The 20,799-nt window shown below is 62.3% G+C and carries 19 protein-coding genes; 5 read left to right on the forward strand and 14 right to left on the reverse strand.

Going from position 1 to position 20,799, the window contains the following annotated elements; translation table 11 throughout:
* The 3 genes from gldF to F0P96_RS02035 are packed head-to-tail and all read left to right on the forward strand — an operon-like array spanning position 1 to position 2,885.
* Entirely contained in the window at positions 1-726 is a 726-nt protein-coding gene (gene gldF, locus F0P96_RS02025; protein ID WP_151077069.1) for a gliding motility-associated ABC transporter permease subunit GldF, read from the forward strand.
* Between the two features lie 17 nt (positions 727-743).
* On the forward strand, positions 744-2,486 hold the full coding sequence (gldG, locus tag F0P96_RS02030; RefSeq protein ID WP_151077070.1) for a gliding motility-associated ABC transporter substrate-binding protein GldG: 1,743 nt from the start codon (positions 744-746) through the stop codon (positions 2,484-2,486).
* A 24-nt stretch (positions 2,487-2,510) separates the two neighbouring features.
* Positions 2,511-2,885, forward strand: coding sequence for a hypothetical protein (locus tag F0P96_RS02035; protein ID WP_151077071.1), 375 nt, complete (start codon positions 2,511-2,513; stop codon positions 2,883-2,885).
* A gap of 91 nt (positions 2,886-2,976) precedes the next feature.
* On the opposite strand, the gene F0P96_RS21365 is transcribed toward F0P96_RS02035, so the two are convergent.
* The 5 genes from F0P96_RS21365 to F0P96_RS02060 all read right to left on the reverse strand — a co-directional run bounded on the left by F0P96_RS21365 (position 2,977) and on the right by F0P96_RS02060 (position 7,993).
* Positions 2,977-3,360, reverse strand: coding sequence for a cyclic-phosphate processing receiver domain-containing protein (locus F0P96_RS21365; protein WP_338074385.1), 384 nt, complete (start codon positions 3,358-3,360; stop codon positions 2,977-2,979).
* 309 nt (positions 3,361-3,669) lie between these two features.
* The gene (locus tag F0P96_RS02045) at positions 3,670-4,746 is read right to left on the reverse strand and encodes a hypothetical protein (protein WP_151077073.1); all 1,077 of its coding nucleotides are present in this window, start codon (positions 4,744-4,746) and stop codon (positions 3,670-3,672) included.
* Between the two features lie 9 nt (positions 4,747-4,755).
* Positions 4,756-6,096: an MBOAT family O-acyltransferase gene (locus tag F0P96_RS02050; protein WP_338074381.1), complete on the reverse strand. Its 1,341-nt coding sequence runs from the start codon at positions 6,094-6,096 to the stop codon at positions 4,756-4,758.
* Positions 6,097-6,766: 670 nt separating this feature from the next.
* Positions 6,767-7,501, reverse strand: a complete 735-nt coding sequence (locus F0P96_RS02055) for a ThuA domain-containing protein (RefSeq protein ID WP_151077075.1) — start codon at positions 7,499-7,501, stop codon at positions 6,767-6,769.
* Between the two features lie 48 nt (positions 7,502-7,549).
* Positions 7,550-7,993 carry a BLUF domain-containing protein gene (locus F0P96_RS02060; RefSeq protein WP_151077076.1) on the reverse strand — a complete coding sequence of 148 codons (444 nt, stop codon included), beginning with the start codon at positions 7,991-7,993 and terminating at the stop codon, positions 7,550-7,552.
* A gap of 221 nt (positions 7,994-8,214) precedes the next feature.
* On the opposite strand from F0P96_RS02060, the gene dnaN reads away from it, so the two are divergent.
* Together dnaN and gldC are read left to right on the forward strand one after the other, a co-directional pair.
* Positions 8,215-9,339 carry a DNA polymerase III subunit beta gene (gene dnaN, locus F0P96_RS02065; protein ID WP_151077077.1) on the forward strand — a complete coding sequence of 375 codons (1,125 nt, stop codon included), beginning with the start codon at positions 8,215-8,217 and terminating at the stop codon, positions 9,337-9,339.
* 139 nt (positions 9,340-9,478) lie between these two features.
* On the forward strand, positions 9,479-9,817 hold the full coding sequence (gldC, locus tag F0P96_RS02070) for a gliding motility protein GldC (RefSeq protein ID WP_151077078.1): 339 nt from the start codon (positions 9,479-9,481) through the stop codon (positions 9,815-9,817).
* 74 nt (positions 9,818-9,891) lie between these two features.
* On the opposite strand, the gene F0P96_RS02075 is transcribed toward gldC, so the two are convergent.
* From F0P96_RS02075 to F0P96_RS02115, 9 genes are all read right to left on the reverse strand, one after another.
* On the reverse strand, positions 9,892-10,377 hold the full coding sequence (locus F0P96_RS02075; RefSeq protein WP_151077079.1) for a hypothetical protein: 486 nt from the start codon (positions 10,375-10,377) through the stop codon (positions 9,892-9,894).
* Between the two features lie 152 nt (positions 10,378-10,529).
* On the reverse strand, positions 10,530-11,066 hold the full coding sequence (gene dcd, locus F0P96_RS02080) for a dCTP deaminase (protein ID WP_151077080.1): 537 nt from the start codon (positions 11,064-11,066) through the stop codon (positions 10,530-10,532).
* A gap of 52 nt (positions 11,067-11,118) precedes the next feature.
* Complete coding sequence (locus F0P96_RS02085) at positions 11,119-12,006, reverse strand: hypothetical protein (protein ID WP_151077081.1); 888 nt, start codon at positions 12,004-12,006, stop codon at positions 11,119-11,121.
* Positions 12,007-12,266: 260 nt separating this feature from the next.
* Positions 12,267-13,571 (reverse strand): glutamate-1-semialdehyde 2,1-aminomutase, encoded by a 1,305-nt coding sequence (hemL, locus tag F0P96_RS02090; protein ID WP_151077082.1) that lies wholly within the window; start codon positions 13,569-13,571, stop codon positions 12,267-12,269.
* A gap of 214 nt (positions 13,572-13,785) precedes the next feature.
* Positions 13,786-15,189 (reverse strand): dGTP triphosphohydrolase, encoded by a 1,404-nt coding sequence (gene dgt / locus F0P96_RS02095; RefSeq protein ID WP_151077083.1) that lies wholly within the window; start codon positions 15,187-15,189, stop codon positions 13,786-13,788.
* Positions 15,190-15,244: 55 nt separating this feature from the next.
* Entirely contained in the window at positions 15,245-15,730 is a 486-nt protein-coding gene (locus F0P96_RS02100; protein WP_151077084.1) for a DUF6705 family protein, read from the reverse strand.
* 209 nt (positions 15,731-15,939) lie between these two features.
* Entirely contained in the window at positions 15,940-17,289 is a 1,350-nt protein-coding gene (locus F0P96_RS02105; protein ID WP_167291143.1) for a TolC family protein, read from the reverse strand.
* Positions 17,290-17,489: 200 nt separating this feature from the next.
* A complete protein-coding gene (locus tag F0P96_RS02110) occupies positions 17,490-18,875 on the reverse strand; it encodes an HlyD family secretion protein (RefSeq protein ID WP_151077086.1) in 1,386 nt (461 codons plus the stop codon).
* Between the two features lie 114 nt (positions 18,876-18,989).
* Complete coding sequence (locus tag F0P96_RS02115; protein WP_151077087.1) at positions 18,990-20,723, reverse strand: peptidase domain-containing ABC transporter; 1,734 nt, start codon at positions 20,721-20,723, stop codon at positions 18,990-18,992.
* Positions 20,724-20,799 lie beyond the last annotated feature (76 nt).

The following is a 20,799-nucleotide window of genomic DNA, read 5'->3' on the forward strand; positions in this document are numbered from 1 at the left end:
ATGTTCGCCATTCTCCGCAAAGAATTCAACGCCTTCCTCAACTCCCCGGTAGCCTACGTGGTGCTGGGCGTGTTTCTGGTGGCTATCGGCCTGTTCGTGTGGGTCTTCCCCGATAGCTCGGTGCTCGACTACGGCTTTGCCGACCTGCAGACGCTCTTCAACCTGGCCCCCTGGATTTTTCTGTTCCTGATTCCGGCCCTCACCATGCGCACCTTCGCGGAGGAGAAGAAGGCCGGGACCATCGAACTGCTGCTTACCCGCCCGCTCACCGACGGCCAGCTGGTAGGAGGGAAGTACCTCGCCTGCCTGCTGCTGGCCCTGCTGGCGCTGGTGCCCACGCTGCTTTACTACTACTCCGTCTACCAGCTGGGCTCCCCGCAGGGCAACATCGACTCGGCCGCCTTTGCCGGCTCGCTCCTCGGGTTGGCTTTGCTGGCCGCCGTGTTTGCCGCCATTGGCGTGCTGGCCTCGGCCCTCACGCGCGACCAGATCATTGCCTTTCTCGTCGCCGTCGTCGGCTGCTTCCTGGTGTACTCCGGATTCGATTCCCTCGCCTCGCTCTTCGACGGCGGCCCGGCCTACTACATCGGCCAGCTCGGTATTGCGGCCCACTACCGCGACCTGAGCAAGGGCCTCGTCGATTCGCGCGACGTGCTGTATTTCTTTTCCGTGGTGGCCGCTATGCTGCTCGCCACCCGCCTCGTGCTGCAAAGCCGCAACTGGTAACCCGGACCTTCTGACGCATGGAAACCACTCCCGCCGCCACGCCCGCCCCCGTTGCCCCCGCCGCCGCTACCCCGCGCAAGCAGCGCGACCTGCTCCGCTTCGGCCTCATCATCCTTGGCCTCGTGGTCCTGAACTTCGTCGCCCAGCAGTTCTTCTTCCGCCTCGACCTGACCCAGGACCAGCGCTACAGCATGTCGCCGGCCACCAAGCAGCTGCTGGAAACCATGCCTGAACCGGTGACCGTGACGGTGTACCTGGCCGGCGACTTCCCGCCCGCCTTCCGCCGCCTCTCGCAGGCCACCCGCGAAACCCTCGACGAAATGCAGGTGCACGCCGGCTCCAAGCTGCGCTACGTCTTCGTCGACCCCTCCGCCGCCACTTCCGAAGCCGACCGCAACAAGGAATACCAGCGCCTCATTCAGAAAGGCCTGCGCCCCACCAACCTCGGCGCCAACGAAGGCGGCAAGCGCGTCGAGAAAATCATCTTCCCCTGGGCCACCATTGCCGTGGGCAACAAGGAGGAAAACGTGCTGCTGCTGCGCGGCAACCAGGCCGCGCCGCCCGACGTGCGCCTCAACCAAAGCATCGAAGGTCTCGAATACGAGCTGGCCGCGGCCGTGCGTCGCCTGCAGCCCACCAAGCGCCAGCTCATCGGCATCGTGGAAGGCCACGGCGAGCCCGACAACCTGCACTTGGCCGACCTCATCGGCACGCTGCAGCGCGACTACAACATCTACCGCATCGACCTCAACAAGGTCAAGGACCAGGACATGAAGTCCCTCGCGGCCGTCATCGTGGCCAAGCCCGAGCGCGCCTTCACCGACCCCGAGAAGTTCAAGCTCGACGAGTTCATCACCCAGGGCGGCCGCGCCCTGTTCTTCGTCGATGCCATGCGCGTGAACCTCGACAGCGCCAACCGCGGCGGCATGCTCTCGTTCCCGCTCGATTTGAACCTGACCGACCTGCTCTTCACCTACGGCGCCCGCCTCAACGGCGACCTGCTGCTCGACGTCAACTCCGGCCTCATCCCCCTCGTGACCGGCAGCACCGGCGATAAGCCTCAGGTGCAGCCCATGCCGTGGCCGTTCTACCCGCTCGTCAACAACTTCAGTCCGCACCCCATCACCCGCAACCTCGACGCGGTTTACCTCAAGTTCGTGGGCACCATCGACACGGTGAAGGCCGCCGGCATTCGCAAAACCCCACTCATGTTCACCTCGCGCTACACCCGCGTGCTGCCCGCCCCGGTGCCCATCAACCTCAACGACGCCCGCCTGCCGCCCGACCCCAAGCTTTACAAAAGCGGCCCGAAGCCCGTGGGCTACCTGCTCGAAGGCCAGTTCCGCTCCCTGTTTGCCAACCGCGCCAAGCCCGGCACCACCCAGTTCCTGCCCGCCCAAAGCCCGCTCGCCAAACCCAGTAAAATCCTCGTTGTGTCCGACGGCGACTTCGTGCGCAACGACGTGGACCCCAAAACCAACCGCCCTCTGCGCCTGGGCTTCGACCGCCTCGCCACCACCGAATTCGCCAACCGCGAGCTGGTGCAGAACGCCGTCGACTACCTCCTCGACGAAACTGGCCTGATAGACGTGCGCAGCAAGCAAATCACCCTCCGCCCCCTCGACAAGGTGAAAATCAACGCCGAAAAGCGCCAGTGGCAGCTCCTGAACCTCGGCGCCCCGCTGGCCCTGCTGGCCGTGTTCGGCCTGGTGCGGGCCTGGCTGCGGAAGCGGAAGTATGCGTCGTTTGGGGTAGAGTAGTCGATAAAATGTCCATAATAGTCTATGGTATTTAAGCTTCTATCATTTTTTGCGAAGGCGTTGCATAAGGTTGGTGCTCCGACTCCGATGAGTGGTTCGGTGGCGCTGTTCACCACCATGCAAATGTTTAGCGGCATTGCCCTAATAGTAGTTATCATGATGATAGGTCCCATTCCCTTCAACGATGCTTCCCTGCTTTGCCTGCTTGTTATCAATGGCGTGTTTAATCAATTCTTCTTCCTTGCAAAAAGCAGGTATAGAAAAATAGCCACCAGCTACACCGGGCCAATGGAAACAAGAGAATTGACCTTGGCATTTTGCATATGGTTTTCTTTTACGATTGGGCCTCTGATTGCGCTCTGGGCATTTTTCAAGGTGTTTGACCCTGTTTATAATTGAGCTAACTCTCTTCGACTGGCGCGGGTGTGGCGTGACTTGTGACCAACCCATACCGTGGAGTCGCTCCAGCGCCAAGAGCGAACCGAACCCCTCAACGGTCGGCGCCATCCTCCCGAAACCGCGCATAGTTCCCCAGCAGCCCCCGGATATTAGCCGCCCCCACGGGATTGGCCGAATGCACGTTGAAGCGCGGCACCAGCAGTTCCTGCTCCACCAGCCACTTGGCGCAGTCGTAGCCGCTTTTTCGCTCGCAGTTCAGCACCTCGTCCCAACCCAGGTCGTGGTCGAAGGAAATTTCCTCGGGCACGCCCAGTCGCTTAATAGTAGCCACGAACTCCTCGAAGCTGCGCACCACCACCCAGCCGCTGCTGCGGGGTGTGCGTAGGTCGTCGAGGTAGAGCTTGTAGGGAGCAGGCGTAGGTAGGAGAAGGACGGTTGTAGTGACGCCTATTTGCGTCTTGCTGTTGAAAGACAGCTGCCAATCACAAGGTCGGTACCTGCCATTGCAGGTTCAGCAGCACTCATTACAAGCATGTCAGCAGTCGTTGCAAGCTCGACACTGAGCATAACATGCTCGACAGAAGTCTTTACAAGCCCAACACGCTTACCACCGGGCGTTACAAGGTGTCTGGAGGACATTACACCCCTAGCATCTTCGGCCGCAACTGACTACTGCGCTGTATCGAAACCAACTGCCCGATTTGGCAATAGCGCCCCGAAAGCAGCACAAACAGCCTCCTATCAAGCGCCGGCGGTGTGGCATGAGGCTAGTGCGTTCAGGGCTTTAATTCCTCGCTCCACGCCCTGGTTCGATGCTCGTTGAATCCCCCACGTAAATCAATTGCAGGATTTTGCGGCCCACAAGCGGACGGTAGTGCGACTCTTCGTAGTAATGCCCTGGGTATTTGGTCAGCTCGTTTACCCCACTGAAATTATGAATATATCCCCGCCCGAACGTGCGCACCAAGTAGGCCTCGTCGGCGGGGTTCAGGCGTTCCTGTGCATAGAGCGGGCTGATGACAAAATGGAAATTGGTGTGGTTACGCTCCAGAATGCTGCGGATGGCTACCAACTGCTGTTGGGCTTCCGGCCCAATAACCGCCTTGCTCACCGGCTGCCGGGCCGGGCGCGGCGGCAGGCCTGGGTTGTGCGCATAAAAGCCCACTGAGTCGGCGGCAATCAGTTGCTCGACCTCGGGCAGGAGCATGTCGTTGGTGACGGGGGCAAAGCTCCCGCCCCGCGTGTTGAACATCCCTTCCATACCCGGCGTTACTGCGCCCGTCGCCTTTAGCTTCCAGTAGTGGAAAAAGAAGAAATTGCTGAGGTACGCCTTGAAAAACGAGAGCTGAAAGCGGAATGGCAATTCCCCGGTCAGGCGCGGGTCTTTGCGGAACAGGTGTGCGTCGATATCCCGGGTTTCCGAAAGCAGTTGCTGGTCGCAGATAATGAGCACATGCCGGAGCCTGGCGCCCTGGTCTTCTAGAAACTGTAGCTTCTTCCACACGCCATACAGCGACTCCGCCATGGCATCGTAATGGAAACCGAGTGGGTCGTGGGTGTATTTCGCCCAGTCGCTTACCAAGAAAGCCAGCGTGCGTGAGTTGCCGAGGATAAAGGACTGGTAAGGATGCTGCGGGTAGTTGTTCACAAACGTCTGGGTACTGACGTAGTCCCGGTTGGGAATCACCTGCGTGGTAAAGGCATCGTAGTGGTAGAGTACCTGAAACGGGTCCAGAATAAAGTAGCTGCCAACGACTGTGCTAAAGGGCAGGCTGAGCAGGAAGGCTTTGAGCAGCAGCTTGCCCGCGCCGCGCGTGGGCGGCCGGTGCGGGGGCACTGGCGTGGTCGTAACCGTTGGCATTGGGGTGAATTAAAACTGGAAGTAGATAAACTGCACGTGCTCGAACGTGCCGAGCAGCGCAATGAACAGCACGATACCGTAGTACAGCGCCCAGCGTACCGGCGTCTGCTGCCGGGCCACCCAGTTGCCCACGGCTACCCGCAGCTGCGCCGATTCTACCACCCCAAGCACCAACAGCGCCCAGGCCAGGGTCAGCCACTCGTAGCGTTGGTAGAACACCTTCACCGACGACAGTCCGTGGAAGAGCGTGCCCGCGCGCAGCGTCTGGCTCGCGTCGAACAGGTGCCCGACGACGTAGAGCGCGTCGTGCACGGTGTTGGCACGGAAGAAAACCCAGGCGAAGGTTACTAACGCGTACGTCAGCGCCACGTTGAGCACCGCGTTGCTCAACAGGGGCAGGCGCTTAATCAATCGGTTGCGGCCGTTACGCGTGAGTATCCTCACAACCAAGTATACCCCATGCAAGGCACCCCAGATGATGAACGTCCAGCTGGCGCCGTGCCACAGGCCACTTACCAGGAACACGAAAAACAGGTTGAAGCAAGCCCGCGGCAGCGCCACCCGGCTGCCGCCCAGCGGAATGTAGAGGTAGTCGCGAAACCAGGTGGAGAGGGAAATGTGCCAGCGGCTCCAGAACTCCTGAATGCTCCTGGAAAAATAAGGCCGATTGAAATTCGGCATCAGCTCGAAGCCCATCACGCGGGCGCTGCCCAAGGCAATATCCGAATAGCCCGAAAAGTCGCAGTAAATCTGGACGGAAAAGAAAACAGTGGCCACCAGCAGCGGCAGACCGCGGTAGTCGGTCGGTGTGTTGTACACGTCGTTCACCAGCAGGGCCAGCCGGTCGGCAATGACCATTTTCTTGAACAGCCCCCAGGCCATTAGCCGCAGCCCGCTCACCACGCGGTCGTAGTTGAAATACTGCCTCCGGTGAAACTGCGGCAGCATGTTTTGGGGCCGCTCGATGGGCCCGGCTACCAGCTGCGGGTAAAACATAACGTAAAGCGCGTAGAGGCCTAGATGCCGCTCGGCTGGATAATTCCCCCGGTACACCTCGATGGTGTAGCTCATGGCCTGGAACGTGTGAAACGAGAGGCCAATGGGCAGAATAAGGCTCAGGTACGGCAGTTCGTAGCGCGTCACGTGCAGCGCGTCGAGCAGGGCATTGACGTTGTCGATGAAGAAGTTGTAATACTTGAAAACGGCCAACACGCCGATGTTGGCCACCAAACTCATGGCCAAATAAAACCGGCGCTGCACTCCCTGCGCGTCTTCAATGAGTATCCCGGCGCAATAGTCAATGACAATGGTAAAGAGCAGGATCAGGATGTAAACCGGAATGAAGGCCATGTAAAACCCACAACTCGCCACCAATAGCAGTAGCCACCGAAATCGGTGCGGCAGTACGAAGAACACAATCGTTACGAGCGGAAAGAAAACGAGGAATTGTAACGAGTTAAAAAGCATGCAGCGGCGGTTACGGTCGAGCTAAACACGAATGCGTAACGGCAAACGTACTTGGATTTTAATGGATGTTTCACATTCAATCCGCTGACCTGTCGGCTCGTGTCTGCCGCTGGGTCCGACGTTTGGACCTGTTGCCTGTCTACTCATAGCACCACAGCGGGTGTAGCAAGGCACGCCGGGCTATCCGCTGATTTTACGGACTCAGTCAGCCCGCCGGGTAATGGCCAGTAGCTCGCTGCGGCAGAAGCGTTGTCTACCTGCTAAAGCCGTCAAGCCGGTGGCACAGCGCATCCGGTGCTTGAAAAAGCACCCTGCAACTTCGCGCTTTTGGGCAGGGCTAAGCGCGCGAAGTTGGCATAGCTGGAACACGCGCCCAACCATGAGGTGGAGACTAGGGTATTGCTGCCGCTTCAGTAGCAACGTGTAGCGAGTTTCTCTTCGCTCGCCACTTCTGCACTGACCTTTGATTCAGTATCAGTCTGCATCACAACCCTAGAACCGACCGTCGGTACATCGGCATTGCCCGTTGTGCCCATCATTGCCTAACGGCCAGCTATTTCCCCACGGCGTACTTAATGCCGCCCATCACGTGCTGCATAAACAGCGGCTCGGCGTAGCTCTCGTCGGTGTGGCCGCCCGCCGTGTAAAACGCCCGGCCGCCGTCGTAGGCGTGGTACCACGCAATGGGGTGCGTGGCGCCCATCGTGCCGCCGGAGTAGGTGCTTTCGTCCAGCGTGGCCAGCACCGTCAGGCCGGGGTACAGGTCGCGGAAGTTATACCACTCGTCTTCCCGCACCCAGGCCGCGGGCAGCATGCTGGTAGAGGCGTGGGTGGTGTTGCTCACCCGCACGGTAGCCCGCTGAATGTTCGGGTGCCCGAAGAAGTATGCGCCCACCAGCCCGTTGTACCACGGCCAGTCGTACTCGGTGTCGGTGGCCGCGTGAATGCCCACAAAGCCCTTCCCCCCGCGGATGTAGCCCTCGAACGCAGTTTGCTGCGTGGGGTTCAGCACGTCCCCGGTCGTGCTCAGAAACACCACGGCCGCGTACGGCTTCAGGCCCTCGGTCGTAAAGCGGCCGGCGTTGTTGGTCGTGTCCACCACCATATTCTCGGCCGCGCTGCGCTGCTGAATGGCCTGCATAGCCACCGGAATAGAGCCGTGGCGGAACCCCGTGGTTTTGTAGAAAACCAGAACGCGGGGCGTCTCCGCGGGCTTGTCGTCGGGCTTCGGGTCGGGGTCGTCGCAGGCTACGCAACCGATCAGGGCGAGCAGGAGCAGTTTGTTCATGGCCGGGGGTGGTTGGGGTGAAATGCGGCACGGCGGCTGGCGCAAGGCCTACAGCCGAATGGTTTCGTGGTGTACGAAAGTGCTGAGCACTTCGTGCAGGGAATCGGGCGCGGCGTCGGCATCGTGCAAGCCGTACTCCTGGCTGTGCGGGTCGACATAGCCGGCCAAAGAGCGGTATTTCTCCGGGGCCACCGCCGCAAACCCCATCGACCACGCCGAAAACAGCCGGTGTTCAATGGGCCCGTCGGCCAGCTTCACCACGTGCTGGTGGCGAACGTCCCGGAAAATGCGGGCGAAGATGTACTGCACTTCGGCCTCGGAGCCCTCCAGCACCTGCAAAATGTCGCCGTCGCTGTAGAGCAGCACCCCCGTCAGGCCGTGGGCCGTGTTCCAAGCTCTCGATTGGGTGAGCAGCGCCTGCAAGTCCGGCTCATGCAGGGGCTTGGTCACCGTGCTTTGGTACACCAAATGGTAGAGGGTAGAAGCAGTCATACAAAGAAAGGAGGGATAGGCGGGAAGCGCGGCGGCCGTAACCTACTAAGAAAGCCGAAAAAGTCCACCGCGGGGTAGCAGAAATGCCACGGCGAAACCCGCCCAGCGGCTTCGCCATAGCACTTTGGGAATCCTGCGCCGGCCCGCCCCGGCAGGCCTAGAAACTCCCCGCTAGCTCCCTATCTTTGCTGACCACAATCCGCAACCCTTCCTTCTCCGATATGAAGTTTATTGTCTCGTCTTCGGCGCTGCTCAAACAGCTCCAGAGCATCAACGGCGTGGTTACCAACAACCCCGTCGTCCCCATTCTGGAGAACTTCCTGTTTGAAATCGAGAACGGCAAGCTGACGATTACCGCCTCCGACCTCGAGACGAGCATGATAACCGAGCTGCCCGTGGAAGCCCGCGAAAGCGGCCGCATTGCCGCTCCCGCCCGAATCCTGCTCGACACGCTCAAGAACCTGCCCGACCAGCCCGTCACCTTCACCCTCGACGAGGAAACCTACGGCATCGAAATCAGCTCGGCCAACGGCCGCTACAAGCTGGCCGGCGAAAACGCCACCGATTTCCCCCGTGTGCCGGTGGTAAAAGGCTCCTCGCCGGTGGAAATTCCGTCGTCGTCGCTGCAGCGCGCCATCAACAAAACCATCTTTGCCGTCAGCACCGACGAGTTGCGCCCGGCCATGACCGGCATCCTCGTGCAGCTGGCCGACAACCAGGCCACCTTCGTGGCCACCGACGGCCACCGCCTGCTGCGCTACCGTCGCGCCGATGTGGCGGCCGGCCAGACGGCTAACCTCATCATCCCGCGCAAGGCCTTCAACTTGCTCAAAGGCGCCTTGCCCTCCGAGGCCACGCCCGTGCGCATGGAGTTCAACCAGTCGAACGCGTTTTTCTCCTTCAACCAGATGCGCCTCGTGTGCCGCCTCATCGACGAGCGGTACCCCGACTACGAGAACGTAATTCCCGTCTCGAACCCCAACAAGCTCATCATCGACCGTTCCCAGCTGCTGAACTCGGTGAAGCGCATAGCCATCTACTCCAACAAAACCACCCACCAGGTGCGCCTGCGCCTCGCGGGTTCGGAGCTGACGATTTCGGCCGAAGACCTCGACTTCTCGAACGAAGCCAACGAAAAGCTGCCCTGCCAGTACGACGGCGAAGACATGGAAATCGGCTTCAACGCCCGCTTCCTCACCGAAATGCTCTCCAACATCGACTCCGAGGAAATTACCCTGGAGCTGAGCACCCCCAACCGCGCCGGTCTGCTGATGCCCACCCTCGCCGAGGAAAACGAAAGCATCCTGATGCTGGTCATGCCGGTGATGCTCAACAACTACGTGTAAATTGCTCGACGGCTAACTGGTTAAATGGCTGGTCGTTCTCGCGGCCGGCCATTTCGCTTATCTGCCCATCACCCTTTCCAGCTGCTTGGCACTGAACGGTCAGCCATGCAGCCATTCACCCATTTGACCATTCGTCAAGATGAAAAAATCCGAAATCCGCTTCAGCATTGCCCTCGACGACCAGAAGATTCCCGAGGCCATCAGCTGGAGCGCCACCGATGCCGGCCCCGATATCCACTTCGCCAAGGCCATGAACATCAGCATCTGGGACCGGGAGCAAACCGGCACCATGAAGATTGACCTCTGGACCAAAGACATGCCCGTCGACGAGATGAAGCGCTTCTACGTGGACATGATCGGCTCGATGGCCGAAAGCATCATCAACGCCACCAGCGACGAGTTTATGGGCGCCAAGCTGCGCGCCGTGGGCCGTGAGCTGGCCCAGCACCTGGAGCGCGAAGAGCAGGAGCGCAAATAGCCTAGCTCCGAGTCCATAGAAAAAGCCCGCCCTGCAACTGTGCAGGGCGGGCTTCTTTGGTATTGCAGTAAAACCTAGCGGCTGCTGCCGCCCGATTTTGTGACTTCTTTCGTCTGGCCGATGGTAGCGCCCTTGGCCGAGGCCGGGAGCGGGTTTTGCACCGACTTCACGAGCATAATGTCGCTGGACTGCAGGGCGTAGTTCTTATCGTAGGCGTAATAGTTGGCGCGGTTGCCGAAGTATGCGCTGTACTGCTCGGTGGTCAGCACGTTGCGCAACTCCCGGTCACGCTCTTTGCATACCCCCAGGCACTGCTCGTCGATGAGCTTGGCGTTGCCGGCGTTTTTGGCCTCAATAGCTGCCATCTTCGCCACTTTGTCTTCGTTGATGGCGCGCAGCTTGGTGGTCTGGTAGTTGTTGAGGCGCAGCTCGCGGGCCATTTGGTTCGACAGACGGTCGGCGCGCTGCTGCACGGCGGCTTTCTTAACGGGAGCTTGTTGGGCCTGGGTGCCGAAAGCGACGCTCGCCGCCAGCACAGCCGTTGCAATTATCTTTTTCATCGTCGTCAGGGCAAGTATGGTTGAGGGCCGAAGCCACGAAATCAAACGGTGGGGCTGCCGAAGCAACCAACGCCTTCCCTAACGAAAAAGTGTGCCAAGTGGTTCGGCGCCACCTGCCTTGGGGCTTTAAGTTGGGCTAGTCTATATAGTGACTACCAGTTGTTTTTCCACATCATCGATTCCACCGGTTTGTCGGTCCGCTCGTTGTATTTCGCGTTCGACTTGCGGTTGTAGTAGTTCTCGATGGCGCCTTCGACGGTGAAGTAAATGAGTTGCCCGATGGGCATGCCGTGGTAGATGCGCACGGGCTGCGTAACGGAAATTTCCAGCGTCCAGGTGTTGCAGAAACCGACGTCGCCTTTGCCGGCGGTGGCGTGAATATCGATGCCGAGGCGGCCGACCGAGCTCTTGCCTTCGAGGAAGGGCACGTGGGCGTGGGTTTCGGTGTATTCCTCGGTTACGCCCAGGTACAGCGTTTCGGGCGACAACACGAAGCCCTCCGCGGGTATTTCGAACACGTCGATTTCGTTGTGCTTGCGCGCGTCCAGAATATGGTCGCGGTAGGTGGCCAGGTAGCGGCCCAGGTGCACGTCGTAGGAGTTGGTGCCGAGGCAAGCGCGGTCGTACGGCTCAATGAGGATGGTGCCGCGCTCAATCTCGGCCAGAATTTGCTTGTCGGTGAGAATCATAGAAAAAAGCAGGGGCGGCCGCTGGGCCGCCCGTGGGTGTCAGAAAAGTAGGTTAGGCTTCGTCGTCTTCGTATCGGTCGGCGGGGAGGCCGGCTGGCGCGCGTTGTTTTGCGGTGGGCGTTTCCGCCGCTAGTTCCTCTTCCTCGGGCTCGGCCGTGAGGTTGTTGATTTGGGTGCGCAGGCTGGGAATAACCGAAAGCGTGAGGTAGAGCACCAGCGCCAGCGAAGCCACGGAGCTGAGCAGCAGGGTGTAATCGAGCCAGTCGTGGTGCGTGGGCGCGTTGTACTCGCCCAACGAGCGGGTTTGCGGCGCGGCGGGCGTTGCCAAGTCGTCGGGGGCAGCGGCTTCGGGCTGTTCAGGGGCTTCTTCGGCGGGCTTGGTAATGGGTTCCTCGGGCTGGGCGTCTACGTCGGCGGGAGGCACGGCGGCGCCATCGGCCAGCAGTTCCTCGGTTACTTTGTCCTCGGAGGCGTTGTACTGCGCCCCGGCTTGCTTGATGTAGCGCTGCAGGGAGTGAATGAGGTCGGCGCGCTCGTCGCGGGGCAATACCCGGATGAAGAACTCGAAGTTGGCGTCGACCAGGATGCTGTTGAGCTGCCGGTCGAACTCTTCGAGGTCGGTGCGGCCTTTGCCGAAGCGGTTTTTGTAGCGCTCGGCTACGCCGTTGTAGTTCAGAAACAGCTTCTTGATGTCGTCGCGGCCGGGGAAGTCGGTAAAGCCGCGGCGGGCTTTGGCGGTACGCAGCGTGACGGGAAACTTGCGTCGGGTGAAGAGCTTGTCGTAGACCGTCTCCATCGTGCGGAAGTTGATTTCGTCGACGGCGCGGTCGTAGAGCTGCTTGTTTTGGGCGGCAGTGGCCGATTGCGCTGACCCGGCCTGGGGAGCGGTCAGCAGCAGTAGCAGCAGGCTCCAGAAGCCAACATGAAAGCGGTAGGGCATGGGAGCAGGAAGGCGGTTGCGGGGCAAAGATAAACCGCAGATGTTGCAGATGGGCTTTGGCTGCTATTGAAGCGGATGGAAAACCGCAATGCGCGGTCCGAAAGCAGGTCATTCTTTATCTGTCATCCTGAGCAGAGACGAAGGACCTTCTCACCGCTGAACGAGTCATTGCAGCGACATTCGTTCTGGCGTGAAAAGGTCCTTCGTCTCTGCTTGATGCGCAGAATGCTCAGGATGACAGGGAAGTTTAGCTGAGACCTCTACAAACCGTGCGCCTCGCGCATCGATTCGCGGCAGGCCGTCAAGTAGAGGTCTACCAAGTCGTCGGTCATGGCGGTGCTGATGAACACGGCCTCGTACTGCGAGGGAGCAAGGTACATGCCGCGGTGCAACATGGCGCGGAAATAGCGGCCGAAGGCTTCGAGGTCGGAAGTTTTGGCGGAGGCCAGGTCCGTTACGGGCTGAGCGGTGAAGAACACGTTCCACATCGAGCCGACGCGGTTGACGGTGTAGTTCAGGCCCAGTTCGGCGGCAATCTGGCGGGTGCCGTCGGCGAGGCGGGCGCTTATGCGGTCCAACTCTTGGTACAGCTCGGGGTGCTCCTGCAAGTAGCGCAGCTGGGCGAGGCCGGCGGCGGTGGCAATGGGGTTACCGGAGAGCGTGCCGGCCTGGTAGACTTTGCCGGCTGGGGCCACCTGGTCCATGATGTCGCGGCGGCCACCATAGGCGCCCACGGGCATGCCGCCGCCGATGATTTTGCCGAGCGTGGTGAGGTCGGGCAGCACGCCGAACAGCTCCTGGGCGCCGCCGCGGGCGAGACGGAAGCCGGTCATTACTTCGTCGAAGATGAACACGATGCCGTGCTGGGTGCACAACTCGCGCAAACCCTGGAGGAAACCTTCGGCGGGCGGCACGAGGCCGATGTTGCCCACCACGGGCTCGATAATCATGGCCGCAATCTGGCCGGGGTTGGCTTCGAGGATCTGGCGGGTGGCGGCTAGGTCGTTGTAGGGGGCGGTGAGGGTGTCCTGGGCCACGCCCTGGGTAACACCGGGCGAATCGGGCGTGCCGAGGGTGAGGGCCCCGGAGCCGGCCGAAATCAGGAACGAGTCGCCGTGGCCGTGGTAACAGCCTTCGAACTTGAGAATCTTGGCGCGGCCGGTGTAGCCGCGCGCCACGCGGATGGCCGACATGGTGGCCTCGGTGCCGGAGTTGACGAGGCGAACTTTCTCCACGCTCGGCACCATTTCGCAGATCAACTCGGCCATTTCTACCTCGCGGCGGGTGGGGGCGCCAAAGGAAAGCGAGTCAGGCAGGGCGTGTTGTACGGCATCTAGCACAACTTGCGGTGCGTGGCCCAAAATCATTGGTCCCCAAGAGTTAATAAAATCGAGGTAGCGGTTGCCGTCGACGTCGGTGAGCCAGGCCCCCTGGGCCGATTTCATGAAAACCGGGTGGCCGCCCACGGCGCGGAAGGCGCGCACGGGGGAGTTGACGCCACCGGGCATGAGGTCTTTGGCGCGGGTGAAAAGCTGGTCGCTGGTGGAGAGGTTCAGGTCGGGCATAGGTCAGGAGGAAAATGGCAGGGCAAAGATAGGGAGCAGGTGCTGGCAGGAGCCTGCGGTGAGGCGGTAAGTACTGTCTGAATGGTAGTAGGTGCTTGCGGGTTGAGGAGAGGCCGCAGCTGTTCGGGCGACGGTCAACCACTCCTAGTCTCTCCTCAGATGAGCAGGCAAACCAACCCGTAGCTCTATGGCTTCGGCGCAGCCTCCCAACTCCTCAAAACCCCTTCGGCAGGTCGATGCCGCGGATGGTGCGGAAGAGGCTGAGGGCGTTTTGGTCGGTGAGGGCGCCCACGTAATCGGTGAGCAAGATGATTTGCTCGAAGGCAGAGAGGCCGGCCTGGGGGCCGACGGCGCGGAACTGCGCGGGTATCAGTTGCTGGAGCTTGCGGGCCCGGGGGCTGGCCGTGGAGTCGAAGGTGGCGTGCAGGAAGGCGTCGAGCAGGCCGCCGAGGACCTCGAAGCCGGCGGCTTCGATTTGGAGCACGGGGCGGCTGCGGTAGAGGCGTTCGACGGACAGCAGCTGTACTTGTTGCAACTCGTGCCAGCAGCTGAGCTCCTGGATAAGCGGGGCGTCGTATTCGCCGCGCAGGATGGCGGGGGCATGGCTGGCGAAGAGGGCGGCGGTTTCGGCCACAAGCTTGCCGATGAGGCGGGCGCGAACGTAGCCCAGCTCTTCGCGCCAGTCGAGCCACTGCACGGTGCGGGGGCGGGTGGGGTCGTCGGCGAGCATCTGGCGCAGCAGGTGCAGGCCCTCGGCGTGGTCGATGAGGCCGAGCTTAACGCCGTCTTCGAAGTCGATGATGCGGTAGCAGAGGTCGTCGGCAGCTTCCACGAGCAGGGCCAGCGGGTGGCGGTGGTAGAAGCCGTGGGCCGGGTCGCCTTTGGGCAGCAAGCCGAGGTCGTTGGCCACGTGGCGGAAGCGGTCGGCCTCGGTCTGGAAGTAGCCGAACTTCTTCTCGCTGATGCCGCCCGTTTTGTCGTCGTCGTCGACCACCGAGGGCTTGGGGTACTTGCTGAACGCGCCGAGGGTGGCGTAGGTGAGGCCCAGGCCGGCGGTGCCGCTGCTGTGAGCGGGGTAGGTATGGGTGAGCACCCGGAAGCCAGCGGCGTTGCCCTCGAAGCGCTGCAAATCGGCGCGCTGGGCGGGGCTGAGCACGCGCACGAAGGGCTCGGCGGCGGGGCTCTGGAAGTAAGCCGAAATGGCGTCTTCGCCGGAGTGGCCGAAGGGCGGGTTGCCAATGTCGTGGGCGAGGCAGGCGGCGGCCACGATGTCACCGCAGTCGGCGTCGAAGTAGGGCAGCTGCTGGCTTAGCTCGTCGTCGGCCTCCATGAGCAGGCGGCCCGACAGGCGGCCGAGGGAGCGGCCCACGCAGGCGGTTTCGAGGGAGTGGGTGAGGCGGGTGTGCACAAAGTCCGTCTCGGGCAGGGGCATGACCTGGGTTTTGCGCTGCAGCCGGCGAAATGCGGAGCTGAACACCACGCGGTCGTAGTCCTGCACGAAGGCGCCGCGCACGGGCGGGGCATCGGAAACGACGTGGAGCTGGGGTTGCTCGGGGTAGCGGCGGCGCGAAAGCAGCCGGTCCCAGGTCATGGGGGCAAGGGAGGGGGAGATGCGCATGCGACGGGCAAGATAGGCAATGAGGCCGCATCCTGGCAGGTAGGCGCAGCGTGGCTTACTTGGTGCGCACCAGCTCGAACGTGTTGGGCAGGGTGAAGCGGGCGGGGCGGTTGTCGTTGATGCGTACGGTTTCGAGGGCGTATTCGCGCGTCCAGACGAGCACATCGGGCTGACCGGGCTTGAACTGCAGCGAAACACGGGCGTGGTTGAGGCCCAGCTGATCTTGAAAGACCACCGACAGGCGGGTTTCGTAGCCGGGCTTGAGCATGCCGAACGGGGCCACGTAGCGCGACTTCTCGGAAAACGTCTCTTCCACCACTCGGCCGTTTCGGCTGAAGCTGTAGCTGCCCAGCACCACGTCGCTGACCTTCTGGTTAGGCATCTGAAAGTTGCGCTTTTCGCGCAGCTGCACCCGAAACAGGGTAGAGTCGGTGCGGTATTCCCACATGCCCACGTAGGGGTTGGGGGCGGGGGCAGGCCGGGCGGCGGCCGGTCCGAAGAACGGCAGCACCAGCCCCAACAAGAGCAGCAGGGAAGGCATGGGGAAAGGGAGAGGCCCGTGCTGGTGTGTGGCAACGGGGTAGAGCGTAGACAATTAACTGGACGACCGTACCTGTGCAGAATTGGACAATGCAAGCAGGTAGCTAATCCGTAAGGTATTTAAGTACTATGAATACACCAAATAAGTCCAAGGCATAAAGCAGATGCCGGAGCAGACCGTAGGCTAAAACGGGCTGCCCAACGGTGAAGCTAGGGCAAAGAATCAGGTGCCAGGCCAGCAGCCCAACGAATGGCGGCTTGGGTTTGGGCGTACTTGGCCTGGTACTCGGCCAGCTTGAGGCGCGTGCTGAGCAGGGCCGCTTCGCGGGCGTTGAGCAAGAACACCGAGCTTTCGCCGTTTTCGAACCGGGCTTGCTCCCCATCGCGCAGGCGCTGGGCATTGGCAACCAGCTGTTGCTGCACCCCCAACTGCTGAAACAGGCCCTGTTGCTCGTTGGCCGTCTGGCGCAACCCGGTATCGATGTCGCGGGTAGATTGTGCCAGACTCAACGAAGCTTCGCGAATTTTCAGGCGCGCCAGCTGCTGCTTGCTCCGCTCCTGGCGCAGCAGCAGCGGGTAGGCGAAGCTCAGGCCCAGCTTGTAGTTGTATTGGTACAGCGGGGCCGGCCCATACGCTACTTCCGGTTGGTACGGGCGGCCGCGGAGCAGCAGGTTGTAGTCGACGGAAAGCTTGGGCAGCAGCTTGTTGCGCACCAAGCGCTGCTCCACGTCGAGTTGGGCGAGCTTGGCGCGGGTCTTGAGCAGGTCGGGGTGTTGCTGGCGGGCTTGGCTCACCAACTGCTCGAGGGGCACTGCGGGCCCGGCCTGCCACGCGGCGGGCGGCGGCAGCGGCTGGGGCTGCGCACTGGCCGGCAGCTCGCGGGGGCGTTGTTGCGGGTCCCATAGGTAATTGCTGAGGCTCAAGGTGGCGTTTTGCCACTCCACTACGGCCTGCAACTGCTGGGCCTGCCGGTTTTGCAGCTCGGTCAAGGCTTCTACCGAGTCGATGGCGGCCATGTCGCCTTGGCGGACCCGCTCGCGCACGGCGCGGTAGCGCACCTCGGCCAAGCGGTAGTTGGCTTGTAGAAGCCGCAGCCGCTCGTGCGCCAAGGCCCAGCTCCAGTAGTCCTTGGCCGCGCTCAGCAGTAGTTTGTTGAGGGCCGCTACGCGCTCGGCTTCCGCCAATCCTCGCAAGGCCTGCGCCTGGCGCACGGCGGCGCGGCGCTCGTCGAAAAGCAAGCCCTGGGCCAGCGGAACCGACAAACCAACGTAGCTCAGGCCCGCGGTAGGCGTGGCATCCTGTTCGCTCATGCGCGGGCCCACATTACGCTCGTAGCCCAGGCGCAGATCGGGGCCGTACCAGAGCGGCAGGCGCAGCGTGTTGTCCCACCGGTTCCAGTATTCCTGGCCGCCAAACTCTTTTCGGTAAAACTTGCTCTCGGCCAGCGGGTCGAACAACGCGCGGGCCAAGCGCACTTCTTGCTGGGCGCGCTCGGGCAGCAGCGCCGCCTGGCGGGCAACGGGGTGGTTTTCGCCCACCAAGGTCAGCAGATCGGCCAAGGCGAACAGGCTGTCGTTGGCCGCAGCGGGTAGGGCAGAAGGCCCCGGAACGGAGTGTGAGGCTGCACCCGCAGCACCTCCCGAGGAGCCGGCCAGGTACGCAACGGGTGCCTGTGCATTGGCGTGTTGAGGCACGGGCAAGCACAGCAGCGCCCAAAGACCGAGCACGCCCAGGCGTGGGGACATCAATGACCGGAGGCTCATAGCTCGGTGTCGTCGGCTGTGGGTTCGGCGGCTTTCTTATCCGGTTTGTCGGGGCTGCCTTTTTGGTAGCCCACAAAATTGGGCGGGAAGCCGTTGAGCTGGCGCCAGAGCTCATACCAGATGGGTACGTCGTCGAGCAGGGCCCAGCCGTACACCCCCGAACCCACCCGCAGGGGCTGCGGCCAGGGCTCAGACCCCGGTTCGGGCGTTACCAAAATGCGGTAGCGGCCTTTGGAATCGAGGTTGTCGATAACGGCCACGCGGCCGGCAAACGTGCCGAAGCTGGTGCCGGGCCAGCCCGAAAACACCAGCGCCGGCCAGCCGTCGAACTGCAGGCGCACGCGGCGGCCCACGGCCAGCAGCGGTATGTCCATGGGCTGCACGTAAAGCTCGGCGGCCAGCTGCGGCCGGTGGGGCATCACCGTCACCACGGCTTCGCCTTCTTTCACCATTTCGCCCAGGCCAGCTTTGAGGGTGCGCACCACGTAGCCGTCCTGCGGGGCCGTAATGCGGTAGTAGCCGCTGCGAATGCGCAGGTTGGCGTACTCGTTGCGCATCTTGGCGAGCTGTCCTTCAGCATCGTACTGGTAAGCCTGCGTGGCCCGCCGGTCCGATTCTGACTTGGCCAGTTTGTCCTGGTATTCGGCCTGCAGCGAGTTCAGTTCGAGCCGGCTGTTGAGCAGCTCCTGCCGGCTGCTGCCCAACTTGCTTTCCACGGCTTGCAGCTTGGCGGTGGCTTCCTGCAGCTTCAGGCGGCGGCTTTCCAGCTCGGTCAGCGACTTCAGCCCTTGGTTGTACAAGGTTTGCTGGCGGGTTAGCTGGGCTTGGGCAACAGATTGGTCGGTGCGCGCCGCCACCAGCTCCGCCGAATCGGCGCGCACCTTCAAGGCCGTTTGGCGCACTTTGTTGCGGGCTTTGTTTAAGCTCACCTGCAGGCCCGCCCGCAAGGCGGCCTGTTGCGTACCGAGGGCCTGGGCTTTGGCGGCGTTTTCGCGCAGCGTGCCGGCCTTGGCAGCCAGCTGTTCGCGGGTGCGGGCCAACAGGTTGGGGTCGAAATACTTGTCCTTGGTTTCGGCAATGTCCAGGAGCGTGTCGCCACGGCGCACCAGCTGGCCCTCCCGCACGTGCCACCGCTCGATGCGGCCGGCAATGGTGCTGGGAACGGTTTGCGGGCGGTCCTGGGGGCGCAGGGTGGTGAGGGTGCCCTCGGAGCGGATGTTTTGCGTCCAGGGCAGAAACCCCGCCAGCAGGAGCAGCCCACCCAGCGCGGCGCACCACCGGGCCAGCGTGCGGCCGGCGCGCGGCGTATGCACCTGCTCGAAGGACCGAAAACCCGCTTTGTCGGGGTGCGTTTCGGCTAAGGGATGCGCGGCAAAAGGCATGGTCTGTAGAGGGAATTAACGGGTTGCGGGCAGCAAACGAGCGGCGCGTTGCGAGGTACTGCATCTTCCCAACCAGCGCCGCTACCGGCAGCAGCGGGTTTGCTGGGGGCTAGATCAGGCGAAAAAAGCAGCTAGTTCAGGCTGACGGGCTATTTCGGCGTAAGGCCCATCGGCAACCAGGCGGCCGTCGCGCAGCAGCGCCGTGCGCGGGCACAGGGCCAGCACCCGCGGGTCGTTGGAGGCGAGCAGCACCGTCCAGGGCTGGTGGGGTGCCAGCAGCTGGCGCAGAATGCGCAGGCGTTCGGCCGGCTCCACGCCGGGCAGAAAGTGGTCGAGTAGCAGCAGGCGCGGCCGGCGCACCAGGGCCCGGGCCAACAGTAGTTTCTGCTGCACGTGGTCGGAGTGCGGAATGCCGGGGCCCAACAGCGTGGCCAAACCCAGGGGCTGCGCCGCGAAATAGTCGCTCAACCCCACCAGGCCAAGGGCCCAGCTTACGTCGCCGGGGGCAATGTCGGGCTGATCGAGGGTGAGGTTTTCGAGTACCGTGCCGGCGAACAGGTGCTGGTGGGAAATGTTGTCGCCCACGGCCGCCGCCAGGGCCGCCGGCGACAGGTCGCGCAGGGCTACCCCGTTGTAGCTGATGATGCCGGTGTAGTCGGGCAGCAGACCGGCCAGCACCCGCAGCAGCGTGGTTTTGCCGGAGCCATCGTAGCCGGCCAGGCCCAGGTGCTGGCCAGCGGGTACCAGCAGCGCCACCTCGGCCAGCGTGGGCGCGGCCGCGCCGGGGTAGCGGTACTGCAGCCCCCGCAGCTCCACCGTCAAGCCCGTGGAAGCCGCGGGCAACTCCAGCGCCGCGCCGGGCGTGTCGGGTAGCACCGGCAGATCGAGCACGTGCCCCAGCTTGTCGATGGCCGTGAGGGCGTCGTAGACCACATCGAGCTTGAGCAGCACCTTTTCCACGGCTCCGATGGTGAGAATAATGACGATTTCGGCCGCCACAAACTGCCCGATGTTGAGCTGTTTGCTGAGCAGCAGCCAGCACCCGATGATGAGCAGCGCCGCAGTAATGAGGGTTTTGAACGCCACAAACCCCGCGTATTGGGTGAGCAGCACCCGGAAATGCCCGCGCCGCGCCGTGAGGTAACCTGTTACCAACTCGTCGGTGCGGTCGAGCACCAGGGGGCGCCGCGGGGCCAGCCGAAACGTGTGCACGGTGCGGGCCACGTCTTCGAGCCAGGCCACCAGCCGGTACTTGTATTTCGATTCGGTGAGTGAGGTGCTGAGGCCGCGCGGCCCGGTAGCCCACAGCAGCGCACCCAACAAGCCCACCAGCACCGCGCCAAAACCAATAAACACCGGGTGGTAGAAGGCCAGCAGCACCAGCCCAAACACCAACTGCAGCCCCGCGGCGCTGAATTCAAGCAGCAGCGTGGCCAGCCCCTTCTGAAGCGTGGGCGCGTCGAGCAGGCGGTTCATCAGCTCAGGCAAATACTGTCCGCCCAAGGCTTCGGTGCGCACCCGCGGCAGGCGTACGGCAAAATCGAAGGCCACGCGGGCAAACAAGCGCTGCTGCACAAATTCCACCAGGTATACCTGCATGATTTGCAGTCCGCCCACCAGCAACGTGCCCACCACAATGAACCCGATGAGAACCACCAACGAGGTGCTGACGGCGCCACTCGACACGAAGCCGATAACCGACTGCACCCCCAGCGGCAGCGACAGGTTGATGAGCCCGGCCAGCGCGGCATACACATAGAGGTAGGCAATGTCACGACGCTCGGCCCCTAGCAGCCGCCACAGGCGTTGGCCGGGACTTAGGGAAGCAACGGAAGAAGTATCAGCCATTTTCGGTAAGAAGTAGCTTGGGTGGTCAGGCATGAAACGGGCCGGGGGCACGAGGCCGTGGCGGGGCAGGTTTGCC

Source organism: Hymenobacter busanensis (assembly GCF_008727865.1).
Classification (GTDB): Bacteria; Bacteroidota; Bacteroidia; order Cytophagales; family Hymenobacteraceae; genus Solirubrum; species Solirubrum busanense.